This window comes from Vreelandella neptunia, from assembly GCF_000712975.1.
GTDB classification, from domain to species: domain Bacteria; phylum Pseudomonadota; class Gammaproteobacteria; order Pseudomonadales; family Halomonadaceae; genus Vreelandella; species Vreelandella qaidamensis.
Window position 1 is genome coordinate 48,037 of sequence record NZ_JHQL01000002.1, and the last position, 26,327, is coordinate 74,363.

The window sequence follows — 26,327 nt, forward strand, 5'->3', positions numbered from 1 at the left end:
ACTTAACTCTCCGGAAGCGTATGACATCGTGATAACAACAACATGCCACCCTGGCTTGCACGGTCGGAGGTGGCAGCTTGCACCGACCGCGCGTCGCTAAATCGCCAGCCATAGCCATAACCGATATAGTTAGCAACGTTGGCGAGCAGATTAGCGAGAGAGTTTGCGCGGTACATCATGATGCAGCTCCTTGATGAAAGTCCTGTGAAATCTGAGCAATTAACCTAAATAAACAGTTAAAACAAAAGAAGCCTCGGTTGGGCTACCAACCGAGGCTTCTTTGCATGCGGCAGGCAACCTAGTCGGTGTGCCTGATGACGCGACGCTACTGGTCGGCCAGGGGCACACCGTAGCTAAACCAATAGACAGCATAAAAGAACGCAGCAACACACGCCCACACACCAGCCGCCGATGCTGGCTTTGCTTGTGTGTGTTGAATGCATTGTGCTGTGTGCATGGCTACGTCCTGATTCACATTAATTGTCGAGAACAGTGCTTCTAATGGGTTAATCCTGCCTGCATAGAGGCAAAATGGCAACCATCAACCGCCAAACGCTTGTATCCAACCAATAGTAGCGGGCAGTGCGCTCATACTCACCAGCACAACAACACCGAGCACAATAGCAAGCAAACCTGATTCGTCTTTAAAGTTGTCGTCATGGTGGGCCATGAAAGCCTCCTTTTTATCAGTATCGGTTACCGGCATATGCCGAACACCAGTTATTGGCCAGCTATTTTAGTGAGGACGAGGCGCGTAAGCAAACACATCTGAGAACATTCGCTCACTGTCAATACCTTTCCGTTCTAAGATATTAACACAGGCGTACACCATACCCGGCGAACCCGACAAGTAGATATCACAGCCGCTGGGCGACCCAGCCATTCCACTCTCAAGCATGTTCTCAAGATCACTCTCTAACACCAAGTCAATGCGCCCTTGATGATGCGTGATACGCTCGCCTTCTGCTAGCGGCTCAGTCAGTGGAAACTCTGTCACCGCTTGGAAAGAAATATTGGCATACTGCTGTGCCCATTCGCAGGCCAGATCTTCCGCATAAAGATCACGATGTTCGCGATTGGCCCACCATAGTGAAATGGGCCGTTCAGGCTGCTGTCTTAGTACCGCCTCAACAATCGCCTTCATTTGTGCAAAGCCTGTACCTGCAGCAATTAGCAACAGAGGACGCTCGCTTTGCGTGTCTAATACACATTCACCGCTGGGTAGGCGAACAGTCAACTGATTAGCTACCTGCAATAACTCTCGCAGGCGAGCAGAGTTATCTCGCTCAGGCCAGTGCTGAATATGTAATTCGATAATACCGTCACCGCGTTCCGCGCTGGCAATAGAAAACGGTACCCAAGTGTTATCGTCTAGTTTGAGCTCTAAATACTGCCCAGGCGCATGCTGCATGGCCTCGGGCCGCCCTTCCAGGGTCACCCCAAAGACATCGGGATTTAAATCCTCAACGGCGGTTACCTGGCAGATTAACGTTCTGCAAGTTAACGTGCTTGCGCTCATGAAAGCCTCTATATAGAAAGTCGCCCGACCTGCGCCACTGGGTTAGCCGTGGCGAGGAGTGGGTAATGGGATATCAATGCCCAGCTCGTCCCAGCGCTCATCAACGCGGGTTTTTATCGAATCATCCATCACAATGGGCGTTCCCCACTCACGATCCGTTTCGCCTGGCCATTTATTGGTAGCATCGAGCCCCATCTTGGAACCTAACCCAGACACCGGCGACGCAAAATCGAGGTAGTCAATAGGGGTGTTTTCCACCATCACCGTATCCCGCGCCGGGTCCATGCGCGTGGTAATGGCCCACATCACATCTTCCCAGTTACGCGCATCGATATCGTCATCTAATACAATGACAAATTTGGTGTACATGAACTGACGCAGAAAACTCCACACCCCCATCATGACGCGCTTGGCGTGACCCGGGTACTGCTTCTTCATGGTCACAACAGCCATTCGATAGGAGCACCCTTCCGGTGGTAGGTAGAAATCGACAATTTCGGGGAACTGCTTACACAGAATGGGAACAAACACCTCGTTAAGCGCAACCCCTAAAATGGCTGGCTCATCGGGTGGGCGGCCGGTGTAGGTGGAGTGATAAATCGCGTCCCGCCGCATGGTCATCCGCGTCACGGTGAACACAGGGAAGTGATCAACTTCATTGTAATAACCGGTGTGATCGCCAAACGGTCCTTCTGGTGCCATATCGTCGGGGTAGAGAAACCCTTCAAGAATGATTTCAGCCGACGCAGGCACATCCAACTCTGCATGACCGCACTTGACCAGCTCGGTGCGCGAGCCTCTAAGCAACCCAGCAAAAGCGTATTCAGACAGCGAATCAGGAACCGGCGTCACGGCACCTAAAATTGTTGCAGGATCAGCCCCCAACGCCACTGCCACAGGGAATGGCTCACCGGGATGCGCTTTTTGAAACTCAAGAAAATCCAGCGCACCACCGCGATGGGAAAGCCAACGCATGATCAGACGGTTTTTACCGATTTTCTGCTGACGATAAATGCCAAGATTTTGGCGCTTTTTATGCGGGCCTTTGGTAATTACCAGCGGCCAAGTTACCAGCGGCGCGGCATCACCTGGCCAGCAGTGCTGGATCGGCAAACGGCCTAAGTCAACCTCATCACCTTCATACACCACTTCTTGCACGGGGGCTCGCTTGACATTTTTGGGCCCCATGCTGAGCACCTGCTTAAAAATCGGCAGCTTGTCCCAGGCGTCTTTAAGCCCTTTCGGCGGATCAGGTTCCTTTAGGAACGCCAGTAGTTTACCTACCTCGCGCAGTGCTTCTACTGAATCTTGACCCATACCGAGCGCTACCCGCCTAGGCGTACCAAACAGGTTGCCCAATAGCGGCATATCATGGCCCTTCACATTCTCAAACAATAGTGCAGGGCCACCAGCGCGCAGTGTACGGTCACAAATTTCAGTAATTTCGAGATAGGGGTCGACTTCTGCTTTAATCCGCTTCAGTTCACCCTGCGCTTCAAGCGCTGCAATAAAATCGCGCAAGTCGTGGTACTTCAAGGCACTCTCCTCAAGGCACTTACCCGGCTGTCAGCCATTACTGTTGCCAGTGCTTGGCTGCAAATGAAGCACTTAGCGTCGCTTCATCGCTTCAAAGAACTCCAGATTCGTCTTGGTATCTTTCAGACGATCAATCAAGAACTCTGTCGCAGCGGTGTCTTCCATCGGGTTAAGCAGCTTGCGAAGGATCCACATGCGCTGCATTTCGTCTTCAGACGCCAGCAGATCTTCGCGGCGAGTACCACTACGGCGAATGTTGATTGCAGGGAACACGCGTTTCTCAGCTAGCTTGCGGTCAAGGTGCGCTTCCATATTACCGGTGCCTTTGAACTCTTCGAAGATGACTTCGTCCATTTTCGAGCCAGTATCAACTAGCGCGGTGGCAATAATCGTCAGGCTACCGCCCTCTTCGATATTACGCGCGGCACCGAAGAAACGTTTAGGCTTCTCAAGGGCATGAGCGTCCACACCACCGGTGAGCACTTTGCCGGAGCTGGGCACCACGGTGTTGTAGGCACGCGCTAAACGGGTGATAGAGTCGAGCAGAATCACCACATCTTTCTTGTGCTCTACCAAGCGCTTGGCTTTTTCGATGACCATTTCGGCAACCTGCACATGGCGAGCGGGCGGTTCATCGAAAGTAGAAGCAACCACTTCGCCACGCACGGTGCGTGACATTTCGGTAACTTCCTCAGGGCGCTCATCGATCAGCAATACAATCAGATGGCACTCAGGATTATTGCGCGTAATCGACGTCGCGATGTTCTGCAGCATCAGTGTCTTACCCGCTTTAGGGGGTGACACCAATAGACCACGTTGACCTTTACCAATTGGCGCCGTCAGATCAATGATGCGCGCGGTAAGATCTTCGGTAGAGCCGTTACCGATCTCCATGCGCATCCGATCATCTGGGAATAGCGGCGTTAAGTTCTCAAAGAGAATCTTATGCTTGGCATTTTCCGGACGATCAAAGTTGATCTGGCTAACTTTGAGTAGGGCAAAGTAGCGCTCACCTTCTTTTGGCGGGCGGATTTTGCCGGAAATGGAATCACCTTTACGCAGATTGAAACGGCGAATCTGCGACGGCGATACGTAAATATCGTCCGGTCCGGCGAGGTACGAGCTGTCGGCGCTACGCAGGAAGCCAAAGCCATCCTGAAGTATTTCCAGCACACCATCGCCGTAGATATCCTCACCGCTTTTTGCATGCTTTTTGAGGATAGCGAAGATGATGTCCTGCTTGCGCGAACGGGCTAGGTTGTCGATACCCATTTCACGGGCGATATCGAGCAGCTCGGGAACGGTTTTTTGCTTGAGTTCAGTGAGATTCATCGGTGTGTTAGAAAGTTGCTCATGAAAGCTAGGCGACAAGCGCCGGGAATAAGACAGGAGGCGTGGCCTAAATAGTAGGGCTAAGCGCCGAGTGATGCGTTCAGAACCCCACTAAGCACACGCTCAGATACTGATCGCTAGAGAGTTATCATAGCTATGCCTAAGAAGGAGTAGCGGCATAATTGACTGCTCAGCGTGAGGGTGCTAGCAAACTAGTTAATCTGATTAGCACAGAAAGGTGCTGTTTCAGGGGTTATCTGACGACTTGGACATCTGGCTGATGTCAATTGGATACGTACCACTCAAAATATCTGAGCAATACACTCGCTTAAATACACTTGTTTAATAGACAAACAAGCTAACTCGGATCAAGCCAGTAGCTCGATGGTAGTCAAGGCCCGAGATAAACGCAAGCCTTTGACAATTGACAATACTAATGAGGCACCGCAACCTTGGCATAGCCACTAGGAAGGAACGCCCATGCCCAAGGAAATTTCATTCCCTCTCGCCGCGTCGCCGGCTGAATTGGATAACACCGAACCGCAGCGCTTAGCCGCCATTGATCTGGGTTCTAATAGCTTTCATTTGTTGGTCGCCAACTATCAACATGAGCGCCTGCAAGTCGTCGCTAGGATGGGTGAAAAGGTTCAATTAGCCGCTGGGCTAGATGAAAACGGTTATTTAAGCGAAGCCGCGATGCAGCGAGCGTTAGATTGCCTAGGCCGCTTTGCGCCGTTTCTCACCGACATTGAGAGTGCCAACCTTCGCATTGTTGGAACCAATGCGTTGCGTGATGCCTATAACAGCCAAACATTTATTGAGCGTGCCGAAGCGCAGCTTGGACACGCCATCGAAATTATTGCTGGTCGTGAAGAGGCTCGCCTGATCTATTTGGGGGCCGCCCACGCATTGGCTGAGAATGGACGCCGTTTAATTGTCGATATCGGCGGTGGTTCTACCGAGTTCATTATTGGTGAAGCGTTTGAGCCTAAAGCACTTGAAAGCCTACGCATGGGCTGCGTCACTTTCAGCAGCCGTTTCTTTCGTGACGGCGAGCTCAGTGAAAAACGTATGCGTCGCGCTGAGCTCGCCGCCCTGTCAGAACTGGCCAATATTCAGCGACCCTACCAACGCCTTGGCTGGCAGGATCCAGTAGGTTCTAGTGGCACGATTAAAGCCGCTGCTAGCGTGCTATATGCCTATGGCGATACGCCTCAGGAAGGTGTTATCACTCGCAGCGGATTAAAAAAGCTGCGCGAACGCTTACTCAAATGCAAACAGCTAGACAAAGTTGAGCTAGATGGCCTAAAACCTGATCGAGCAAAAGTTTTTCCGGCAGGTATTGCCATTTTAAACGCTATTTTTGAAGCCTTTAATCTTTCCCAAATGCGCTTCGCGGATGGAGCCCTGCGCGAAGGGGTGCTTTATGATATGGCGGGCCGAAATAGCGCAGAAGATACCCGTTCTAAAAGCTTAGATGCATTGAAGCGGATTTATGATGTTGACTCTCGGCAAGCCGAAAATGTTGCCGACACTGCCCTTCGGCTATTTAACGACGTAAAAAAAGCCTGGGCGCTATCCCAAGAGCAAGGCCACTACCTTGTCTGGGCAAGTCATGTGCATGAAATTGGCCTAGCTATTTCTCATAGCCAGTTTCATCGCCATGGCGCCTACTTGCTAGAACATTCCGACTTAGCTGGCTTTTCGCGCCCTGAACAGCGCTTACTGGCGTTTTTAGTGCGTGCCCATCGCCGCAAGTTTCCCACCAAAGAGTGGCAGGCGTTACCCGCCTCCCATCAGGAAGGCTGCGCCAAACTTGCCCGCCTGATGCGTCTTGCTGTGCTTATTAATCACTCGCGATCTGAAGTTGCTCCACCGTTACCGGCTATTAAAGCAGAAGGCGAAACGCTGACGATAACGCTACCTGCCAGCGACGAGCCGACACTGCTAAGTACCGATATGGAGCAAGAACAAGCCTATATGACAGCGGCTGGCTTTACGTTTTTGGTAGTAGAGGCAAATCAATAACAACCCCTTCTGCCTGCCAGAGCACATTAGCAGGCGGCAGGATAACGGCCAAACATACCTTTCCATCCATCACGACAATCAAACGCTCACGCTCCCAGGGCGGTATTCCCCGCTCTTGGAGTAAGCGCTTAATATCTCGCCTTCCGCGCTCTTTTAACGCAATAACCTCTCCACCCCGTCGCCAACGCAGCGTTACGCGGCGTGGTGGTGTCAACGCTACTTGCAGCGGTCCTAAGGGCGTTGTCTGCTCCAGTACACCGTCCCATTCAACTTCCCAACTAGGCAACGGCGTCAGCGGAGGCATGAGGTAGAGACGGCGCTGCCACATGCGTGCTTCTGCACCCGGCCATACCACTTTGACCTGGGCATCGTTTGCCGCACCTAGTTGCGAAAGCAAGCTTTCCAGACGTTTCTGCGGCGGCGTTGGGAGCGCTAGCTGCTCACAAAGTGTACGCACGAGCAGTCGTTGGCGCGGTAAAGAGCATTGGCTAAGCAGCGTAGCATCCATGCAGCGCTCTCCTCGCATTAGCGTTGCTAGCTCTTCCGCGGCATAGGACGCCAACAGTTGGTCTGCCTCGCCGGCATGTTGGGCGCTGTTGGCAAGGGCCCGTGCAGCGTCAGGCCAACGTAGCTGTAAGGCTGGCATCACCTGATGGCGTAAGCGGTTGCGATCAAACGCGATATCGCGGTTGGTTGGGTCCTCGCACCAACTGATTGATAACCCATGCGCTGCATCAGCCAACGTCTGTCTACTGATACTCAGCCAGGGCCGTAGCAGGGTCAGCCCCTGCCAATCACGGCGAAAAGGCATACCCGCCAACCCACGCACGCCACTGCCGCGTAGCGCCGCCAACAGCAACGTCTCCGCTTGATCATCTTGGTGCTGGGCTAGCCATAGCGTATCGCCAGCGGGAATATGCGTCATGAACGCCTGATAGCGTGCTCGCCGTGCCGCCCCCTCAACGCCCTCGCCGAGTGTGTCTACCGCGACGCTTGCCGTCACCAGCGTTACGTTAAGCGCATCACACAGCGCCAGACAATGCGCTTCAAAGGCACTAGCTGCGGCCTGCAAGCCATGGTTAATATGAATCGCCTGCAGTGGGCGTCCTGCATCTCGACAAACTTCAGCGGCCAACGTCAGCAGCAGCGAAGAATCCAGCCCCCCAGAAAGCGCCACCCAAATAGTACGCCCCGGCGGGGTTTCCGCCAGGGCGTCATTTAGCAAGCGTAACAGCGGCTTAGGCGGCTGGAGCGCCATAGCTCATCAACCGTTTGTAGCGACGCTCTAGCAGTGCATCGCTATCAAAGCTTTGCAGACGTTCCAGACTGTTAGCCAACGCCTCTTTAACGCGCTCGGCGGTAGTCATTGGATGTCTATGAGCGCCACCTAACGGCTCTTTAATTAGCTCATCAACAAAGCCAAGCTCTTTAAGGCGCTCGGCGGTGATACCCATGGCTTGGGCGGCGTCAGATGCTTTTTCAGCGCTCTTCCAAAGAATCGACGCACAGCCTTCCGGTGAAATCACCGAATAAGTGGAGTACTGCAGCATATGTAGCTCGTCGCATACGCCAATGGCTAGCGCGCCACCGGAGCCACCTTCACCCACCACGGTGGAGATAATCGGCGTTTTTAGGCGCGACATCACTGCCAGATTGTAGGCAATGGCTTCCGACTGCCCCCGCTCTTCCGCATCGATCCCAGGGTAGGCACCAGGCGTATCGATAAAGGTTAGAATGGGCATTTTAAAACGCTCTGCCATCTCCATTAAGCGACAGGCTTTGCGATAACCTTCTGGCCGCGGCATGCCAAAGTTACGGCGCACCTTTTCTTTTACATCACGACCTTTTTGATGGCCAATGACCATCACCGGTTGATCGTCCAGACGCGCAATGCCACCAACTAATGCGGCGTCATCAGCAAAGTTACGGTCACCATGAAGCTCATCAAAGTCAGTAAAAATATGCTCAAGATAATCCAGCGTATAAGGACGCTGGGGGTGACGAGATATTTGAGAAACCTGCCAGGGCGTTAAATCCTTGAAGATCGATTCGGTTAACTTACGGCTCTTCTCCTCTAAACGAGAAATCTCGTCAGAAAGATTAACCTGGCTATCGGAGCTAACCAAACGCAGCTCCTCAATTTTTGCCTGAAGCTCGGCAATGGGCTGTTCAAAATCGAGATAATTAGGATTCATCGGCTCTGCCTGTAAGCTGCCTATAAAAAAAGAAGCCTTGTTGAAACGGGCATGTATAGGGGCATTATCGCACCCTGAACTTGCCACGCAAGGCAGTACCCTTTCAATTAGCGTGCCGCACGGTCATTTAGTCTTCCATCTGACACCGGCTCGTATACGTTTAGTGCATTTCCTAACGGTAGCGTAGCTGAACACCTACCTGCCCTTGCACATCACGAAGGGCTAACAGCAGATCATCGCTGGGAGCTACTTTCCAGTCATCCGCCAATGCTAACCAACCGACCGCTTCTGAGTGACGATACTGCAGCCGAACTGGCAATCCGCCGGTATCGCGGTATGGCGTAAGGCTCTCGCGTAGGCTATCGACTAGACGTCCGTTGATCTGTTCAGCATCCAATGCTAATTCCACCGCTTCGCCATAGCGAATACGTGCGGTCACCATCGGCGTCACGTCTTTGCCCCGCAAGCGCAAACCGCCGGAAAAGTCATCGTTGGATACTTCACCTTCAACGATGATCACTTGATCAGACTCAATTTGGCCCCGCAGTTGATCAAATAGTTCGCCAAATAGCGAAGCTTCGATGCGCCCAGTACGATCATCTAGTGTGATAAACGCCATGGTATCGCCACGCTTGGACTTCATGGTGCGCATAGCTACCACTAATCCCGCCACCCGCTGCGGCTCACGCGAAGCCTTCAAATCACTAATGCGAGTAGAAACAAAGCGTTTTAGCTCACGCTCATATTCATCAATGGGATGACCGGTTAGATAGAGGCCCAGCGTATCTTTTTCCCCAGAAAGGCGCTCACGATCCGTCCACTCACGAGCGCTTTGATACTCAGCGTAAGGGTCTGTCGCTTCCTCTTCTGCGCTAAACGCATCGCCAAACATATCCAGCATACCCAGGTTTTGATTGGCGTGGTTTTGCGCAGCGGCTTTCAAGGCATCTTCCATCGCAGCGGATAACACCGCCCGATTCGGACCCAAGTTATCTAACGCACCCGACCGAATCAGCGCTTCCAGCGTACGCTTGTTCATGCGCTTGGGATCCATGCGCCGACAAAAATCGAACAGGTCTTTAAACGGACCATCCGTATTACGAGCTTCAACAATCGCCCCAATCGGGCCTTCACCGACACCGCGAATGGCACCTAAGCCGTACACCACGCGCCCTTCGGTATCTACGGTAAACTTGTAGCCACCGACATTAACATCCGGCGGTGTAACCGTCAGTTTGAGGTGGCGACACTCTTCTATCAGCGGCACCACCTTGTCCAGGTTATCCATTTCCGTTGACATAACGGCGGCCATAAACGGCCCAGGATAGTGCGCCTTCAGCCAGGCAGTTTGATACGACACCAAAGCGTAAGCGGCTGAGTGCGACTTGTTAAAGCCGTAACCAGCAAATTTTTCAACAAGATCAAAGATATTTCCAGCAAGGTCTTTATCGATACCGTTAGCCGCACACCCTTCCATAAAGCCTGAACGCTGCTTGGCCATCTCTTCGGGCTTTTTCTTACCCATGGCGCGGCGCAGCATGTCGGCCTGACCCAATGAATAGCCAGCCATTACCTGAGCAATCTGCATGACCTGCTCTTGGTACAAAATAATGCCGTATGTCGGGCTGAGCACCGGTTTTAGAAGGTCATGCTGATAATCTGGGTGTGGATAAGAGACTTCGGCACGGCCATGCTTACGGTTGATAAAGTCATCCACCATGCCCGACTGTAGCGGGCCTGGGCGAAATAGCGCTACCAAGGCGATCATATCGTCGAGAGAGTCTGGCAGCAGGCGCTTAATCAGCTCCTTCATACCACGAGATTCCAGCTGGAAAACAGCGGTGGTTTCCGCTCGTTTCAGCATCTCAAACGTTTTACTATCGTCTAGCGGGATAGCGTCGATATTGAGCGGCGCTTGACCGTTTACCCCACGCACTTTATCGACCATTTCCAGCGCCCAGTCGATAATCGTCAGCGTCCGCAGGCCCAAGAAGTCGAACTTCACTAGCCCGGCGTCTTCGATGTCGTTTTTATCGAACTGAACCACGAGACCTGAACCATCTTCATCGCATAACAGCGGCGAGAAGTCGGTTAGCTTGGTGGGGGCAATGACGACGCCCCCCGCGTGCTTACCAGTCCCCCGCGTGGTGCCCTCAAGCTTAAGGGCCATTTCCCAGATCTCTTCCGCTTCTTCGTCGTTGCCAATAAACTCTTTCAGGGCTGGTTCTTGCTCAATCGCTTTGGCAAGCGTCATTCCCACTTCAAAGGGAATCAGCTTGGAGAGCTTGTCGCCCAACGAGTAGGGCCGCCCCTGGGCACGCGCCACATCGCGCACCACCGCTTTCGCGGCCATGGTGCCAAAGGTAACAATCTGAGATACCGCATTGCGGCCGTAGCGATTCGCCACGTATTCAATCACCTTGTCACGCTTTTCCATGCAAAAATCGACGTCAAAGTCAGGCATGGAGACACGTTCAGGGTTAAGAAAGCGCTCAAATAGCAGGTCGTAGCCAATCGGATCAAGATCGGTAATTTTTTGCGCGTAAGCCACTAAGGAGCCCGCACCAGAACCCCGCCCTGGGCCAACTGGCACGTTGTTATCCTTGGCCCACTGAATGAAGTCCATCACGATCAGAAAATAGCCAGGGAAGCCCATCTGGATAATAACGTTCAGCTCAAATTCAAGCCGGTCACGGTAGCGCTGATTAATCTCGCGATAAGCATCGCTATCGCGAGGGTACTGTTCAGCTGGGAACAAAAAATCTAACCGTTCAGTGAGACCGTCATGGGAGACTTTGCGGAAAAACTCATCCTGGGTCATCCCGTCGGGTATTTCGAACTCCGGCAGAAAAATTTCCCCCAGGCGCACGTCAACGCTACACCGCTCAGCAATCATGACGCTGTTTTCAAGCGCTTCAGGAATATCGGCAAACAGTGCTGCCATCTCCTCAGGGCTTTTCAGGTACTGCTCTTCGGTATAGCGTCGTTCACGGCGAGGATCATCCAAGGCCTTGCCTTCACCAATGGCAACGCGGGTTTCGTGGGCCCAGAAGTCTTCCCGCTCTAAAAAGCGCACGTCATTGGTTGCGACCACCGGGGTATTTGATGCGATCGCCAGCTTCACACTCGCGTGAACACACTCTTCTTCAAGCGGCCGCCCGGTACGGATTAACTCCAGATAAAAACGTTCTGGAAAGGCGCGCTGCCACTCTTCTAACAGCTCCCGGGCTTCGCGCTCATGCTCAGACAGCAAGTGACGACCTATTTCGCCTTCACGCCCGCCTGATAGTGCAATCAATCCTTCGCTTTGCGCTAGCACCCACTGCTTGTCCAGAATGGCTCGCCCGTGGCGCTGGCCATCCGTCCAACCTTTAGAAATCAATTCAGTGAGATTGCGATAACCAACATCGTTCATCGCCAGCAGCGTAATGCGATATGGATGAGCCTCATCATGAGGGTTGTGCAGCCATAAGTCGCTACCGATGATCGGCTTAAGGCCAGCACCCTGGGCCGCTTTATAGAACTTAACCAGACCAAACAGGTTAGCTTCATCGGTTAAGGCCAGTGCTGGCATCCCACGCTCCGCGGTGGTGCTGACCAGTGACTTGAGTTTTACCAAGCCATCAACCAGGGAGTATTCACTGTGCAAACGTAGATGAACAAACGGAACCGTCATGGGACTCTCAGCAACAAGGCTAGATAAATAGAAAAAGCTTACAGCAGCGCTAACTGACGCTGAACTGGCGCAAAGCTCCGGCGGTGCTCGGCAAGCGGCCCGTGGGCAGATAGTGCCGCCAAATGTTCTTTCGTTGGGTACCCTTTGTGACGGGCAAAGCCATAGTCAGGATAGCGCAGATCCAGCTCGGCCATCTGTGCGTCGCGGGCGACTTTAGCCAAAATCGATGCAGCAGCGATCGCAGGATGACGAGCATCGCCTTTCACTACCGCTTGCCCAGGCAGCTCATGCCCAGGCAGCCGATTACCATCTACCAATAAATATTCTGCTGCGGGTGTTAAGGCATCAATGGCACGCCGCATAGCAAGATGAGTGGCATGATAAATATTTAGCTGGTCGACTTCAGCAGCGCTGGCTTCTGCCACAGCAAACGCTAATGCGCACTCACGAATCTGTACATCCAGCGCTTCGCGCTTTTTAGCGGTAAGTTTTTTGGAATCCGTTAGCCCCTCAATCGGGCGACTAGGATCAAGAATTACCGCCGATGCAACAACACTGCCGATCAGAGGCCCACGCCCGACTTCGTCAACGCCTGCTAGAAAGTCGCCATGGTAGTCGATCACTAAAGGAGGGTAGGCAGTCGGCTTAACGGCCATGATGGCTTCCTTCTTGGGCAACTTCGCCACTGCAATCCAATGGCTGGCCCACCACCAGAGAGGCTATAGCCTGCGCGGCACGTTGGCTGGCATTGCGCTGTAAACCACGGTGCATATCGGCAAAGCGCGCTTCTAGGGCGTGGCGTTCTGCTGCATTATTAATCATTTCGTCGAGCTGCTCAGCAATCCCTTCTGGCGTTGCCGCATCCTGAATCAGTTCTGGCACCACACTCTCTTGAGCGATTAAGTTAGGTAATGAAATCCATTTAGTTTTCACTAAGCGTTTTGCCAGCCAGTGGGTCATCGGTGCCATTTTGTAAGCTACCAGCATTGACCGATGGCATAACATGGCCTCTAGTGCCGCGGTGCCCGAGGCAAGCAATACAGCATCGCTGGCTACCATTGCCTCTCGTGCCTGACCTTCCAAGAGCATGACCCGCTTGCTTAACATAGGGTAGCTTGCCAGAAGCTGGATGATTTCTTGATACCGCTGATGGGTCGCTGCGGGAATGACCACATGCAGCGCTTCATTACGCTGACAGAGCAATTCGGCAGCGCGTAAAAATGTATCACCCAAAAAGCGTATTTCATTGCCCCGCGAACCAGGCAATATTGCCAAAACAGGAACTTGAGCAGGCAATGCGAGTGTTTGGCGAGCCGTTTGGCGATCATTCTCAAGCGGTAATTCATCCGCTAATGGATGACCAACGAAAGCAACCGGCACCTGATGCTGATGGTAAAAATCAGCTTCAAACGGCAGCAGTGTTAACATGCCATTAACCGCCTTGGCGATCTTTTTCACACGCCCTTGCCGCCATGCCCATACCGAAGGGCTCACATAGTGGGCTGTCTTCAGTCCGGCAGCGCGTAGCTGTTTTTCAAGGCCAATATTGAAGTCGGGCGCGTCGATGCCAATCATAATATCCGGCTGCCAGGCGAGTGCTTCTTCGCGCAGTATGCGGCGCACGCGAATGAGTTCAGGCAGGTGCTTGACGACCTCCACCAGGCCCATCACCGATAATGTTTCAAGGGGAAAGCGGCTCGTCAGCCCATGCGCTTCCATACGTGGGCCGCCTAGACCTCGAAACTCAACGTTGGGATGCATCAGCGTAAGCTCATGCATCAACCCTGCACCGAGAATATCGCCAGAGAGTTCGCCTGCGACAATGTATACGCGCTGAAGTGTCATGATGAGAAAGGAAGAGATATGAGCATTTGAGTCCATCGTTGATGCTAACTAGCCATCAACGTTGTTAGCGGATGATACCGCGCGTAGACCGCTCAATTGAGTCGGCAAACGTGGTGACTTCTGGCAAATCGAACCGGCTGCGCATTTCGCTAACTGCCTGCTCAACGGTTAAACCTTGGCGATACACTAACTTATAAGCACTGCTTAAGGCATTGATTGCATCACGGCTAAAACCACGCCGCTTCAAGCCAACCAGATTAAGGCCTCGTGCTTCAGCAGGATTGCCATTGATCATCACGTAAGCGGGGGTATCTTTGGTAATAATAGACCCACCCCCGGCCATCGCATGTTCACCAAAGTGGCAAAACTGATGAACAGCCGCCAAACCACCTAAAATAGCATGGTCGCCGAGTACAACATGACCTGCCAAAGTGACTTGGTTCGCTAGAATACAGTCGTTGCCAATCACGCAGTCATGGCCGACATGAACATACGCCATAAACAGGTTACGCGATCCAATGGTGGTTTCACCGCGATCTTGTACGGTACCACGATGGAGGGTAACGCCTTCACGAACAACGTTATCATCCCCCATAATTAAGCGTGTTGGTTCGCCAGCGTATTTTTTATCCTGGCAATCCTCGCCTACCGAAGCAAATTGAAAAATTCGTGTACGCTCGCCTAGAACGGCAGGTCCTTTAATAACGACGTGAGAGCCAATCACAGAGCCAGCGCCAATAGTGACATTTGGCCCAATCACACTAAATGGCCCCACCTCGACATCATCAGCAAGCTGCGCTTTAGGATCAACCAGTGCAGTAGGATGTATCAAGCTACCTTCCTCTCAGCACAGATAATTTCTGCCTCGCAGGCTAGCTCACCGTTAACCGTCGCACGGCAGGCGAACTTCCAAATACCACGCTTACCACGAATCACATTTGCCTCCAGCACTAATTGGTCACCGGGCATCACGGGGCGCTTGAAGCGTACATTATCACTTCCTACCAAATAATAAACATAGCCATCAGCTGGCAGTTTATTGACTGTTTTAAAACCTAAAATTCCGCACACCTGAGCCAGCGCTTCTAGTACTAAAACACCTGGCATAATAGGGTGATGAGGGAAATGGCCATTAAAAAACGGCTCGTTGATGCTAACATTCTTATACGCAACGATGGTTTCGCCCACGGTTAATTGCGTTACTCGATCCACCAGCAAGAATGGGTAGCGGTGGGGCAAGTATTCGCGAATTTCGTTAATATCCATAACCATCGTAACGACCTCTAAATGACAAAAGGCCTGAGTAATATCAGGCACGCACCAGCAAGTTTGCTGGTAAAAAAGCAGTGAATTATAACCTGCTGCTATACAGCCTCAAGTTACCTGCCTATAAATTGCTGGCATAACGTCTCATAACGACTCACTGCGCTGGCTTTTCTCTAGTCGAGACAAGCGCTTGGCTATTTCATCGAGCTGTTTGAATCGCACCGCATTTTTACGCCATTGGGTATTGTTCATAGCACCAGTACCCGACGAATAAACACCTGGCTCATGAATCGAATTGGTCACTAAGCTCATACCCGTTACCTGCACACCATCGCAAATGGTGAGGTGACCAGAAAGCCCAACGCCACCGCCGAGCATGCAGTGCTTGCCCACCTTAGTAGAACCAGCAATACCAACGCAGCCTGCTAAAGCGCTGTGATCCCCAATCGTCACGTTATGGGCAATTTGTACTTGGCTATCAATTTTGACATCGTTACCAATCACCGTATCGCCTAAGGCACCGCGATCAATACTTGAACAACTGCCAACCTCAACGTCATCACCCAGCACGACGCCGCCTAGCTGAGCAATTTTATGCCAACCAGCACCGTCGTGAGCAAAACCAAAACCATCGCCGCCAATCACACAGCCGCTATGCAAGATGGCTCGTTTTCCCACTACAACGCCGTGGCAAACAGTAACGTTAGCGTGTAGTCGCGTATCATCCCCAATTACACTATCGGCACCAATCACACTGCCAGCGCCAACCACCACATGCTTACCTAGCACTACACCTGCTTCAATCACAGCATGTGCTTGAACAGAAATTCCCTCACCTAAAATAGCGCTGTCCGCTACCACAGCTGACGGGTGAATACCGGGAATATCCCGAGCAGGCAATGGATCAAATAGCTGTGAGAGTTTGGCGTAACCCAAATAAGGATTATTCATCTCTAAGCGTGCCACAGGACAATGTTTAGCATGCTCAGGATGTAACAATACAGCGGCTGCTTTTGTAGTCGCCAAATCTTTTAGGTATGCACGGTTGGCTAGAAAAGCAACGTGATCCGACGTCGCATCTTTAAGTGTGGCCAAACCTTTAATTGGCTGGTCGGCGTTACCCTCGAAGTCAATGCCCAAGTGACGTGCGACATCGTTAAGGGTTAGATCGTGAAAAGCGTGCGTCATGGGAGCCCAGTGAAACATGGGTGCGGGCTAGCCGCACCATCAATCATAATTTTAGTTTAGCGAATCAAAAATCTGCGTAACCTCATTGGTCACGTTAGGCAGATCTGTTGATGAGTGCAATACCCCTTGAGGCTCTACCAAGACATCAATACTGTGGCGCTCAAGCACTTGCTCAACAGCCCTTTCAAGCTTTGACTCAGCGCCCTCTAAGAAACGCTGCTCAGAAGCCTGTTGTGCTTGAAGCACTTCACGGCGCAATTCCTCAAAACGACTACCTTTTTGCTGCAGTTCAGCAATGAGTGGGTCTCGCTGAGATTGGGACATTGTCTCGCCTTCACGCTGCAGTCGCTCTTGCAAGCGTTGAAGCTCTTCGCCTAATGCTTGGGCCTCACGCTGCTGGTTGCCAATTTGCCCTTCCAACTGGCTTAGTGACGACTGGGCTGACTGTGTATTCATTAAGGCGGCGCGCCAATCGAGCACAGCCACTTCTGCAGCAACGGCATAGGTAGGTAGTGTCATCGCGCCCAGTAAGCACACGGCGGCTGTCAGTTTACGCATCAATATTACTCCTTATATTAGAATGTTTGGCCCAGCGAGAACTGGAAGAACTGCGTATCGTCACCGCTCTCTTCGTTTAGCGGTTCTGCCACACTGAAGGTCAGCGGACCCACCGGTGTTAGCCACGACAGTCCAATGCCTACACTGTAGCGCAAGTCGCCCAGGTCGACCCCAGAGCTGCATTGCTGACGCCCAACATCTGCCTCCTGCACATCATAGCAAGAACTTAAGAAGGTATTACCTGCATCCAAAAAGAGGGAGGGTTGAATTGACCGCTTATCTTCCACAAACGGCATGGGGAAGAGCACTTCGGCAGAGCCTTCCACTAATACGTTGCCGCCCAATGTACGATCACGCCCCCCATCACGGGTAGGAGTTGTGCGTTGACCCAACGTGTTGGAGGTAAAGCCGCGCACTGAACCTAAGCCACCGGCATAAAAGTTCTCATAAAACGGGTAAGGATCATTGCCACCAAGTGTATCGGCATATCCCAAATTTCCACTAAACTTCAGCGCCCAGGTCTGATCATCGTTAATTGGAAACAGCTGCTGTGCACGGGCGCGAACCTTGTAGTACTCGGCATCGCTGCCCGGCACACCTGTTTCTAGTGATAGACGTTGATAATTGCCTGCTGTCGGCATAATGCCGCGATTTAAATTATTACGCGTCCAGCTCGCCGTTAATTTAAGGCTTTGCGCATTATCGCCTTGATCGTCGACATAACGAATAATTTCTGAAGCAGAATCGTTGTAGGTTTTAACCGTCAGCTCTTCAAGGCTAGCACCAAAATTCAGGCGAGAAAGTTCACTAATCGGATAACCAAAGTTAATGCCGGCACCATAAGCGTCCGTAGAGAACGTAGAGATATCGGAATCGCCGTAATCGGTTTCGCGGTAAAAAAGATTATATCCGCGCGAAATACCATCTAATGTCCAGTAGGGGTCGGTAAAGGCAAAATTAACGCTGGTAAACGTATCACTACGTTGCGCGCCCACATTAACGCGGTTACCGGTGCCCAGAAAGTTATTTTGGGCCAGCCCAACGCCATAAATGACACCTGCGCTTTGTGAGAAGCCGACACTGGCAGAGACAGAACCGGATGGCTGCTCCTCAACGTTATACGTTACGTCTAGCAAATCAGGCTGACCAGGGACTGGCTGGGTGCTGACCTCAACTTGACTAAAGAAGCCGAGACGCTCCAGGCGCTGGCGTGACTGGGTAATCGATTCAGTTGATGCAGGAGCGCCTTCTAACTGAATCATTTCACGACGCAGCACTTCATCTTGCGTTGTGGTGTTACCGTAGAATTCAATACGGCGCACGTAGGTGCGCTGACCAGGATCCACGGCAATGACGATATCAACGGTTTCACCATCGTCGGATAGCTCAGGAATGCCTTGTACGTCAGCAAATGCAAATCCCTCTGCGCCAAGGCGTTGGCGAAGCGCTTCAGTCGACGCATTTACTTCGCCGCGCGAAAAGGTGTCACCCCTTTCAATTTCAAGTAATTCGCGCGCTTCGTTTTCGTTAATTTGCAGGTCACCGGCAAAACGAATATCGCCGATTTGGAACTGGTTGCCTTCATCAATGTTTAAAGTGATGAAAATTTCAGATTTTTCAGGACCAATCGATACTTGCGTTGAAGTAACATCAAAATTAACGTAACCACGATCAAGGTAGAAAGAGCGTAAGCGCTCAATATCACCCGCCAGAGCTTCGCGGGAGTACTCGTCGCTGGAGAACCAGCCAAAAATACGCCCTGGGCGGTCATTTAATTCAAATACGTCACGCAGCGTATCGTCGTCGAATGCTTCATTACCAACAATATTAATTTGCCGGATTTTAGCAACTTCGCCTTCATTGACATTGATATTAACCTGAACACGGCCTTCATCAATTTCATCAACTTCTACGTCAATACTTGCGCTATAGCGCCCTTGAGCTTGATAAACACCTTCAAGTTCACGCTGAATCTCTTCTAGCGTGGAAAGCTGCAGCACCTGTCCTTCAGAAAGGCCTGATTCGCGCAGACCATTGCGCAAATCCTCATCAGAAATTTGCTGATTCCCTTCGATATTCAAGCGCGCAATGGTCGGTCGCTCAACGACTTGGATGACCAGCACGTCGCCCTCGCGCGCAAGAGAAACGTCTTCAAACAAACCTGTAGCAAACAGATCCCTGGCCGCGGCAGCCAGCTGCTGTTCGCTAACGCGGTCATTGGCATTGACGGGAAACGCATTAAAGACCGAGGCGGCAGATACCCGCTGCAGTCCCTCCACACGAATGTCGGAAACATCAAAGGATTGTGCTTGGGCACTGCTGGTACCTATCAGCAACAGTGCCGCCATTCCAAGGGTCTTGATTTTCATGCAGTCAGTTCGCTCGCGTTGGTCTGCCTATCATTCCAGATAGGCACCATATACATTTGTGCAGGCAGATGACAAGGCATCCAGCGCCCTACACGCGTCATTACCACAGGCGCATCAGATCAAAATAGAGAGCCGTCAACATTAGGGTGCCTACCATGGCAAGCCCTATACGCAACCCTACCGCTTGCGTTTGCTCAGAGACCGGCCGCCCACGCACAACCTCTATAAAGTAATAAAGTAGATGCCCGCCATCGAGCACAGGTATCGGTAGTAAGTTCAGCACTCCTAGACTGATGGAAAGATAGGCTAAGAAGCCTATAAATACTTCCATACCTGCCCGGGCAGAATCACCGGAAATCTGTGCAATAGTAATCGGGCCCGAAAGGTTCGACGGTGAAATAAGCCCTACCAACATTTTGCGAATAGCATCTACCGTTAGCAGCGTCATCTCACCTGTACGTGATAGTGCTTGGCCAACAGCCTCGATAGGACCATAGCGAATTTCACGCTGTTGCTCCTCGGGCCAAGATACCTGTTGCGCCCCGGCTCCAATGTAACCAACCTCGCTGCCACTCTCCAGCGTATTACGGGCTGGCGTTAAAGAAAGACTAGACTGTTCGTTGCCACGCTGATAACCAACGTCTAAGGTTTGACCCGCATTCTCTCGAATAACGGAAACAAACTGCATCCAGTCGTCAATTGGCTCGCCATTTAGCGACACAATACGGTCGCCCACGCGAAGACCCGCTTGAGAAGCCGGCTGCCCCTCTACTACTTGGCCTAGCACTGCGGGAACGTTCGGACGCCATGGCGTAATTCCCAAGCTTTGTAGCGGTTGAGGCGGATCCTGACGGACCATATAGTCGCTCACGGGAAGCTGGTAAACCCGAGCAGCATTAGACCCTTCTGGCTGCGCCTCAAGTATTAAGTCGCCATCGAATCCGATCATAGAGACAAGCTTTAAATTAATCTCTTCCCAGGAGCGCATGGCATCTCCCTGGACCGAGGTAATTTCAGCGCCATGAGTAAGGCCTGCCTCTGCCGCCGGGGAGTTAGGCGTAACGTCGCCAACGACAGGAATCACCGTTGTAGTACCAGCAACAAACAGTGCCCAATAGGCAACTATCGCAAGTAAAAAGTTAGCAATCGGCCCCGCGGCAACAATTGCAATACGCTGCCACACGGTTTTGCGGTTAAATGCTTGGTCTAATTGCTCATCAGGTACAGGTGCTTCGCGCTCGTCCAGCATCTTTACATAGCCACCCAGGGGGATAGCCGCTACTGCAAACTCGGTACCATGGCGATCAACTGTCGACCAGAGGGGTTTACCAAAACCAACAGAAAAACGCAGTACCTTGACACCACAGCGTCGCGCCACCCAGAAATGACCAAACTCGTGGAAGGTTACCAACAACCCAAGCACCACGATCACCGCTAATATGTTCTGTATCAGGCCCACTCTTTGCTCCTTTACGTGACTCGCTGATCAACGGTGATGATGCTAAACAGCTTGCTGATGAACGAGGCGTTCTGCCTGCTCTCGCGCCCACTGATCTGCGGCTAGTATCTGTTCAAGCGTGTCAGCCTGCTCTTCAAACGGCAACGCCATTACGCTAGCCACTACATCAGCAATCGCGCTGAAGCCAAGCTGTTTTTCAAGAAAGGCCTCTACAGCGATTTCATTAGCAGCATTTAAAATCGCTGGCGCTGCCCCCCCCTTGTGCATTGCCTCACGAGCAAGCCTCAAGCAAGGAAAAAGTAATTCATCAGGTGCCTCAAAATCCAGACGCGCTACTTGAAAAAGATCCAGCGTTTCAACTCCGGCGTCAATGCGTTCCGGCCACGCTAAACCATATGCGATCGGCGTACGCATATCCGGGTTACCTAATTGCGCAATGACCGATCCATCATCATAGGCAACCATCGAATGAATAACGCTTTGCGGATGAACCACGACCTGTATCTGATCAGGCGTTGCATCAAATAGCCAGCACGCTTCGATAAGCTCTAGCCCTTTATTCATCAACGTTGCGCTATCAACCGAAATTTTACGCCCCATCGACCAGTTAGGATGATGACAAGCCTGCTCGGGCGTTACCTTAGCAATATCGTCTGCCTGCCAGCCGCGAAACGGCCCACCAGAGGCGGTAAGCAGCAACTGGCGAACACCGTGCTGACGCAGCCCACCTCGATGCTCGATAGGTAGACACTGGTATATAGCATTATGTTCGGAATCAATCGGCAATAAGGTAGCGCCGGAGCGTGAGACGGCGTCCATAAATAGCGCGCCACTCATTACCAGGGCTTCTTTATTGGCTAGTAATACACGCTTTCCTGACTCAGCTGCCGCTAATGCAGGCAGTAGTCCGGCTGCACCAACAATAGCGGCCATCACCGTATCTACGTTTGGATCTTGAGCAACGTGACACAATGCTTCAGGGCCAACGAGCACTTCAATATCCAACCCTACTGATGCAAGCGCATGCTGCAACCACACAGCATCAGCAGGGTCATTGAGTACGGCAATTGAAGGGCGGTGAGCATTACATTGTGTGAAGAGCACTTCTTTGGAGGTATGAGCCGTTAAGGCATAAACGTGATAACGATCTGGATACCGCGCAATCACATCAAGCGTACTTTTACCAATTGAGCCTGTTGAACCAAGCACAGTAATGCGCTGAACAGCTGACTGACTCATAGAACGCTTACCTGTAAGTGGATCACCTGCAGATAGAACAGTGCAAAAATAGGCACTGCCGCTGTCAGGCTATCAATACGATCCAGTACGCCACCATGGCCTGGCAGGAGCTGGCTTGAATCCTTAATGTTTCGATAGCGCTTGAGCATACTTTCTAGCAAATCACCCAGTACTGACACCAGCGTAACTAGTCCGGTGATCACTACGAGGGCAATGCCGCCCATAAGGCTAATGGGCTGCCACGCAGCAAACACAATCGCTAACAGCAGTGTGGCCGCCAGGCCACCATAAACACCCTCCCAGGACTTACCTGGGCTTACTTTCGGTGCTAGCTTATTTTTCCCCCACCGCCTGCCAGCAAAGTAAGCACCGATGTCCGCTGTCCAAACCAGCAACAACACAAACAGCAGCCATACTGCGCCACTGTCGCGGAGCACATTGAATCCTACCCAGCATGGCAGCAATACCCAGCCTCCCATCAGCAATCGCCGTGAGGTGGCTTGCCACTGACCAACGGTGCCAGGGTAGTGGGTCACCCAGTAAAGGTTTACCAGCCACCCAACAGCTGCCAGCCACAGCGGCCAAGCGGCAAAAGCAGCCCCCCCTAACCACATCGCCAGCATCAACACTGCCATCACTGCGACCAGGGCAAAACGTGCTCCATGACGAGTTACACCAGCTAAGTTGGTCCACTCCCAAGCACTTAGCAGCACAATTAACGCTGTAAATAGTGCAAAGGCCCCACCTTGTAGTCCGAACAAGCCGATCAGCGTTAAGGGTGCTAACCAGGCTGCAGTAATTATCCGCTGTTTAAGCACCTTGCGCCTCTATTTGTGCATCGGTCATACCAAAACGACGGCGACGCAGGCAAAAATCATTAAGCGCCTCATCTAGTGCCGCCCCATTGAAATCTGGCCATAGCAGTGGTGAAAAATGCAGTTCCGCGTAGGCCAGCTGCCATAACATAAAATTAGATAGGCGCTGCTCGCCGCTGGTGCGGATACATAAATCTACTGGCGGTACATTGTGCGTATTCATCGCCGCATCGAAGCACGCCTCATCAATGTCATCAGCTGCCAGCTCACCTGCCGCTACTTGTTTCGCCAACTGCTTAGCCGCTCGTGCAAGATCCCATTGGCCACCGTAGTTTGCAGCGATAACTAGATGCATGCCAGTGTTCTCTGCGGTCAATGCCTCAGCACGTTGAATATGCTTTTGAATAGCATGAGAAAAACCTCTTTGTTCGCCAATAATGGACAAACGGATATTACGCTCGTTGAGCTTTTTGACCTCACGCTTAAGCGCCATCAAAAAAAGCTCCATCAACGCATTCACTTCAGCAGTCGGACGCTTCCAGTTTTCACTAGAAAAAGCGAAAAGGCTCAATGTCTGAACGCCTCGTTGTGCAGCGCGTTCAATAACCGCTCTCACGGCCTCGACACCCGCTCGGTGGCCACGCACACCAGAAAGCCCTCTTGCACGCGCCCAGCGGTTATTACCATCCATAATAATAGCAACATGGGATGGCGGCACCTCCTCGGATCGAGAAGGCGGCGCGCTCTCCTGCTGCGCTTGAGGAAGCTGCGGAGACGTCATGGGTTCTCGTACCAAAGATCAGTCATAATAAAGCCAAGCGATGGCCCACGGGCAGCGAGGCTCCCCGTGGTTGATTGAAAGCAGGTAGCTATTTTTAAAAACTATACCTGCATGAGATCCTGTTCTTTTGCGGCAAGCGCTTTATCGATCTCAGCAATATACTTATCCGTCAGCTTCTGGATTTCATCTTCACCCTGGCGCTGATCGTCTTCGGTAATCTCTTTATCTTTTAATAAAGATTTAAAATCACCGTTGGCATCACGACGTACGTTACGAACCGCCACGCGCGCATGTTCAGCTTCGCTACGTGCCTGCTTGATGTAACCTTTGCGTGTCTCTTCGGTCAGCATTGGCATTGGCACACGAATGACATTACCAGCACTAGAAGGGTTCAGACCTAAGTCAGAGGTCATAATCGCCTTCTCAATCTTAGGCACCATGCCTTGTTCCCAGGGCGTTACCGTTAGCGTACGGGCATCTTCAACGTTAACAGAAGCTACTTGATTCAGCGGCACCTGACCACCGTAATAATCAACGGTAACAGCATCTAGAATACTGGGATGAGCCCGCCCTGTGCGGATCTTGTTGAAGTTGCTGTTAAGCGCTTCAACACTTTTTTTCATGCGAGAATCTGCATCTTTTTTGATGTCATTGATCACGTGGTTACCCTCTATATATCAGCGTGCCTTCCTTGCCCCCTACTACTAAATTTAGTAGAGCACCAGGCTTGTTCATATCAAATACCCGCACCGGCATATTATGGTCACGTACCAGGCAGATTGCGGTCAAATCCATAACGCCTAACTTTTGGTCTAGCGCGTCATCATAGGAGAGCTGGTCATATTTCACAGCATCGGCGTGCTTAACCGGGTCTTTATTGTACACACCGTCTACTTTGGTCGCTTTGATCACGACATCAACATCTACTTCAATGCCGCGTAAGCAGGCGGCAGAGTCGGTCGTGAAGAAAGGGTTTCCCGTGCCCGCGGAAAACAGCACCACATCGCCTGACGTTAAGTAGCGGATGGCAGTGCGGCGATCGTAATGCTCCACCACACCACTCATGGGAATCGCTGACATTACACGCGAGCGAATATTAGAACGCTCAAGTGCATCTCGCATTGCTAGCGCATTCATTACTGTTGCCAGCATTCCCATGTGGTCACCCGTCACCCGATCCATACCCGCTTCATTAAGCGCCGCACCACGGAACAGGTTGCCACCACCGATTACAATACCCACCTGAACGCCAATACCAACCAATTGGCCGATCTCTAGCGCCATACGATCCAGCACTTTCGGATCAATACCAAAATCGTGCTCACCCATTAGCGCTTCGCCAGACAACTTCAGCAAAATACGCTTGTATTTTGATTTCGACTTTTCAGTCTTACTGACAGCAACCGCGGGGGTGGACTCTTGAACTTCACGTGACATGGCATCTCTCCTGAGGCAGACCTGAACACAGGCGGGCGAGACGACCCCCATTTTTCACAGGGGCCGGATACACAAAGGCGTGCGCTCGCGCGCACGCCATTTTCTTTCTAAAACATCTGACCTTAGCGACGGCCAGCCTGTTCCATAACTTCTTTAGCAAAATCGACTTCTTCTTTCTCGATGCCTTCGCCCACTTCGAAACGGGTGAAGCTAACCACTTCACCACCCGCTGCCTTAACAAACTCAGCAACCGACTGGTTCGGGTCTTTAACAAACGGCTGTTCGGTCAGGCTGTTCTCAGCCAAGTACTTTTTCAGACGGCCTTGAACCATTTTCTCAGCGATCTGCTCAGGCTTACCGGCCATGTCCGGCTGGGCCAGAATAATCGCTTTTTCTTTATCTAGCTCTTCTTGCGGCATATCTTCTGGATGGGCAACCGACGGATTAATCGCTGCAACGTGCATAGCAACGTCTTTAGCAGCTTCCGAGTTACCACCTTTCAGAACGGTCAAGACGCCGATACGGCCGCCGTGAACGTATTCGCCTACAAGGCCACCTTCAACAGCGTTTACAACAACAGCACGACGCACGCCGATGTTCTCGCCGATTTTCTGTACTAGCTGCTCACGAGTGGACTCGAGTTCGCCAGCCATTACTGCTGCAACGTCTTCGTTTTTCGCCGCAAAGAACGCGTCAACGATCTTATTGGAGAAATCAATGAAGTTATCATCACGAGCAACGAAGTCAGTTTCGGAGTTGATCTCGACCATCACACCGTAACTGCCGTCTTCTGCTACACGCGTAACAACGGCACCTTCTGCAGCGGTACGACCCGCTTTCTTCGCGGCTTTAAGGCCAGAACTTTTACGCAAGTTCTCGATTGCAACTTCGATATCACCGTCGGCTTCAGTAAGTGCTTTTTTACACTCCATCATGCCAAGACCGGTACGTTCGCGCAGTTCCTTAACCTGAGAGGCGCTGATAGCTGCCATGAGTTTTCACCTCGGAAATGGTTCTAGCTGAAAGTTAAACGCGCTACAGAGTATAAGCTCGGTAGATGACCGTTGCGTATCACTTTGCAGAG

Annotated in this window: 23 protein-coding genes; 1 reads left to right on the plus strand and 22 read right to left on the minus strand. The window is 51.8% G+C overall.

Annotation, left to right across the window (positions count from 1 at the left end; all coding sequences use genetic code 11):
* Positions 1–2: 2 nt before the first annotated feature.
* From CR46_RS18395 to rho, 5 genes are all read right to left on the minus strand, one after another.
* Complete coding sequence (locus CR46_RS18395; RefSeq protein ID WP_198023695.1) at positions 3–179, minus strand: hypothetical protein; 177 nt, start codon at positions 177–179, stop codon at positions 3–5.
* 362 nt (positions 180–541) lie between these two features.
* Entirely contained in the window at positions 542–670 is a 129-nt protein-coding gene (locus CR46_RS18615) for a hypothetical protein (RefSeq protein ID WP_264017617.1), read from the minus strand.
* Between the two features lie 66 nt (positions 671–736).
* Positions 737–1,519, minus strand: coding sequence for an NAD(P)H-flavin reductase (locus CR46_RS0104905; RefSeq protein WP_030070385.1), 783 nt, complete (start codon positions 1,517–1,519; stop codon positions 737–739).
* A 42-nt stretch (positions 1,520–1,561) separates the two neighbouring features.
* Complete coding sequence (gene ubiD, locus CR46_RS0104910) at positions 1,562–3,055, minus strand: 4-hydroxy-3-polyprenylbenzoate decarboxylase (RefSeq protein ID WP_030070386.1); 1,494 nt, start codon at positions 3,053–3,055, stop codon at positions 1,562–1,564.
* 72 nt (positions 3,056–3,127) lie between these two features.
* Positions 3,128–4,387 (minus strand): transcription termination factor Rho, encoded by a 1,260-nt coding sequence (gene rho / locus CR46_RS0104915; RefSeq protein WP_009724159.1) that lies wholly within the window; start codon positions 4,385–4,387, stop codon positions 3,128–3,130.
* Positions 4,388–4,867: 480 nt separating this feature from the next.
* On the opposite strand from rho, the gene ppx reads away from it, so the two are divergent.
* Positions 4,868–6,415 (plus strand): exopolyphosphatase, encoded by a 1,548-nt coding sequence (gene ppx / locus CR46_RS0104920; protein ID WP_030070387.1) that lies wholly within the window; start codon positions 4,868–4,870, stop codon positions 6,413–6,415.
* On the opposite strand, the gene tilS is transcribed toward ppx, so the two are convergent.
* From tilS to tsf, 17 genes are all read right to left on the minus strand, one after another.
* The gene (tilS, locus tag CR46_RS0104925) at positions 6,384–7,673 is read right to left on the minus strand and encodes a tRNA lysidine(34) synthetase TilS (protein WP_030070388.1); all 1,290 of its coding nucleotides are present in this window, start codon (positions 7,671–7,673) and stop codon (positions 6,384–6,386) included. The genes ppx and tilS overlap by 32 nt on opposite strands.
* Positions 7,654–8,610: an acetyl-CoA carboxylase carboxyl transferase subunit alpha gene (gene accA, locus CR46_RS0104930; protein WP_030070389.1), complete on the minus strand. Its 957-nt coding sequence runs from the start codon at positions 8,608–8,610 to the stop codon at positions 7,654–7,656. Before accA ends, tilS begins: the two co-directional genes overlap by 20 nt.
* A 172-nt stretch (positions 8,611–8,782) precedes the next feature.
* Entirely contained in the window at positions 8,783–12,286 is a 3,504-nt protein-coding gene (gene dnaE / locus CR46_RS0104935) for a DNA polymerase III subunit alpha (protein WP_030070390.1), read from the minus strand.
* Positions 12,287–12,324: 38 nt separating this feature from the next.
* Entirely contained in the window at positions 12,325–12,942 is a 618-nt protein-coding gene (gene rnhB, locus CR46_RS0104940) for a ribonuclease HII (RefSeq protein WP_030070391.1), read from the minus strand.
* Positions 12,932–14,131 carry a lipid-A-disaccharide synthase gene (gene lpxB, locus CR46_RS0104945; protein WP_030070392.1) on the minus strand — a complete coding sequence of 400 codons (1,200 nt, stop codon included), beginning with the start codon at positions 14,129–14,131 and terminating at the stop codon, positions 12,932–12,934. Before lpxB ends, rnhB begins: the two co-directional genes overlap by 11 nt.
* A 64-nt stretch (positions 14,132–14,195) precedes the next feature.
* On the minus strand, positions 14,196–14,963 hold the full coding sequence (gene lpxA, locus CR46_RS0104950) for an acyl-ACP--UDP-N-acetylglucosamine O-acyltransferase (RefSeq protein ID WP_030070393.1): 768 nt from the start codon (positions 14,961–14,963) through the stop codon (positions 14,196–14,198).
* On the minus strand, positions 14,960–15,403 hold the full coding sequence (fabZ, locus tag CR46_RS0104955; protein ID WP_035536331.1) for a 3-hydroxyacyl-ACP dehydratase FabZ: 444 nt from the start codon (positions 15,401–15,403) through the stop codon (positions 14,960–14,962). The genes lpxA and fabZ overlap by 4 nt, the downstream gene beginning before the upstream one ends.
* 138 nt (positions 15,404–15,541) lie before the next feature.
* A complete protein-coding gene (gene lpxD, locus CR46_RS0104960) occupies positions 15,542–16,585 on the minus strand; it encodes a UDP-3-O-(3-hydroxymyristoyl)glucosamine N-acyltransferase (RefSeq protein ID WP_035536333.1) in 1,044 nt (347 codons plus the stop codon).
* 51 nt (positions 16,586–16,636) lie between these two features.
* Positions 16,637–17,143 carry an OmpH/Skp family outer membrane protein gene (locus tag CR46_RS0104965; RefSeq protein WP_030070396.1) on the minus strand — a complete coding sequence of 169 codons (507 nt, stop codon included), beginning with the start codon at positions 17,141–17,143 and terminating at the stop codon, positions 16,637–16,639.
* A gap of 17 nt (positions 17,144–17,160) precedes the next feature.
* On the minus strand, positions 17,161–19,512 hold the full coding sequence (gene bamA / locus CR46_RS0104970; RefSeq protein ID WP_030070397.1) for an outer membrane protein assembly factor BamA: 2,352 nt from the start codon (positions 19,510–19,512) through the stop codon (positions 17,161–17,163).
* A 100-nt stretch (positions 19,513–19,612) separates the two neighbouring features.
* Complete coding sequence (gene rseP / locus CR46_RS0104975; protein ID WP_030070398.1) at positions 19,613–20,971, minus strand: sigma E protease regulator RseP; 1,359 nt, start codon at positions 20,969–20,971, stop codon at positions 19,613–19,615.
* A gap of 42 nt (positions 20,972–21,013) precedes the next feature.
* On the minus strand, positions 21,014–22,210 hold the full coding sequence (gene ispC, locus CR46_RS0104980; protein WP_030070399.1) for a 1-deoxy-D-xylulose-5-phosphate reductoisomerase: 1,197 nt from the start codon (positions 22,208–22,210) through the stop codon (positions 21,014–21,016).
* Positions 22,207–23,028 (minus strand): phosphatidate cytidylyltransferase, encoded by an 822-nt coding sequence (locus CR46_RS0104985; RefSeq protein WP_030070400.1) that lies wholly within the window; start codon positions 23,026–23,028, stop codon positions 22,207–22,209. Before CR46_RS0104985 ends, ispC begins: the two co-directional genes overlap by 4 nt.
* Complete coding sequence (gene uppS, locus CR46_RS0104990) at positions 23,021–23,806, minus strand: polyprenyl diphosphate synthase (protein WP_030070401.1); 786 nt, start codon at positions 23,804–23,806, stop codon at positions 23,021–23,023. Before uppS ends, CR46_RS0104985 begins: the two co-directional genes overlap by 8 nt.
* A gap of 101 nt (positions 23,807–23,907) precedes the next feature.
* Entirely contained in the window at positions 23,908–24,465 is a 558-nt protein-coding gene (frr, locus tag CR46_RS0104995; protein WP_030070402.1) for a ribosome recycling factor, read from the minus strand.
* A gap of 4 nt (positions 24,466–24,469) precedes the next feature.
* Positions 24,470–25,243, minus strand: coding sequence for a UMP kinase (gene pyrH / locus CR46_RS0105000; RefSeq protein ID WP_030070403.1), 774 nt, complete (start codon positions 25,241–25,243; stop codon positions 24,470–24,472).
* Positions 25,244–25,365: 122 nt separating this feature from the next.
* Positions 25,366–26,235: a translation elongation factor Ts gene (tsf, locus tag CR46_RS0105005; protein ID WP_030070404.1), complete on the minus strand. Its 870-nt coding sequence runs from the start codon at positions 26,233–26,235 to the stop codon at positions 25,366–25,368.
* Between the last annotated feature and the right edge of the window lie 92 nt (positions 26,236–26,327).

Coding starts and splice junctions, on each gene's coding strand:
- CR46_RS18395 (WP_198023695.1), bottom strand. CDS start 179: ATGATGTACCGCGCAAACTCTCTCGCTAATCTGCTCGCCAACGTTGCT.
- CR46_RS18615 (WP_264017617.1), bottom strand. CDS start 670: ATGGCCCACCATGACGACAACTTTAAAGACGAATCAGGTTTGCTTGCT.
- CR46_RS0104905 (WP_030070385.1), bottom strand. CDS start 1,519: ATGAGCGCAAGCACGTTAACTTGCAGAACGTTAATCTGCCAGGTAACC.
- rho (WP_009724159.1), bottom strand. CDS start 4,387: ATGAATCTCACTGAACTCAAGCAAAAAACCGTTCCCGAGCTGCTCGAT.
- ppx (WP_030070387.1), top strand. CDS start 4,868: ATGCCCAAGGAAATTTCATTCCCTCTCGCCGCGTCGCCGGCTGAATTG.
- tilS (WP_030070388.1), bottom strand. CDS start 7,673: ATGGCGCTCCAGCCGCCTAAGCCGCTGTTACGCTTGCTAAATGACGCC.
- accA (WP_030070389.1), bottom strand. CDS start 8,610: ATGAATCCTAATTATCTCGATTTTGAACAGCCCATTGCCGAGCTTCAG.
- dnaE (WP_030070390.1), bottom strand. CDS start 12,286: ATGACGGTTCCGTTTGTTCATCTACGTTTGCACAGTGAATACTCCCTG.
- rnhB (WP_030070391.1), bottom strand. CDS start 12,942: ATGGCCGTTAAGCCGACTGCCTACCCTCCTTTAGTGATCGACTACCAT.
- lpxB (WP_030070392.1), bottom strand. CDS start 14,131: ATGACACTTCAGCGCGTATACATTGTCGCAGGCGAACTCTCTGGCGAT.
- fabZ (WP_035536331.1), bottom strand. CDS start 15,403: ATGGTTATGGATATTAACGAAATTCGCGAATACTTGCCCCACCGCTAC.
- lpxD (WP_035536333.1), bottom strand. CDS start 16,585: ATGACGCACGCTTTTCACGATCTAACCCTTAACGATGTCGCACGTCAC.
- CR46_RS0104965 (WP_030070396.1), bottom strand. CDS start 17,143: ATGCGTAAACTGACAGCCGCCGTGTGCTTACTGGGCGCGATGACACTA.
- bamA (WP_030070397.1), bottom strand. CDS start 19,512: ATGAAAATCAAGACCCTTGGAATGGCGGCACTGTTGCTGATAGGTACC.
- ispC (WP_030070399.1), bottom strand. CDS start 22,210: ATGAGTCAGTCAGCTGTTCAGCGCATTACTGTGCTTGGTTCAACAGGC.
- uppS (WP_030070401.1), bottom strand. CDS start 23,806: ATGACGTCTCCGCAGCTTCCTCAAGCGCAGCAGGAGAGCGCGCCGCCT.
- pyrH (WP_030070403.1), bottom strand. CDS start 25,243: ATGTCACGTGAAGTTCAAGAGTCCACCCCCGCGGTTGCTGTCAGTAAG.
- tsf (WP_030070404.1), bottom strand. CDS start 26,235: ATGGCAGCTATCAGCGCCTCTCAGGTTAAGGAACTGCGCGAACGTACC.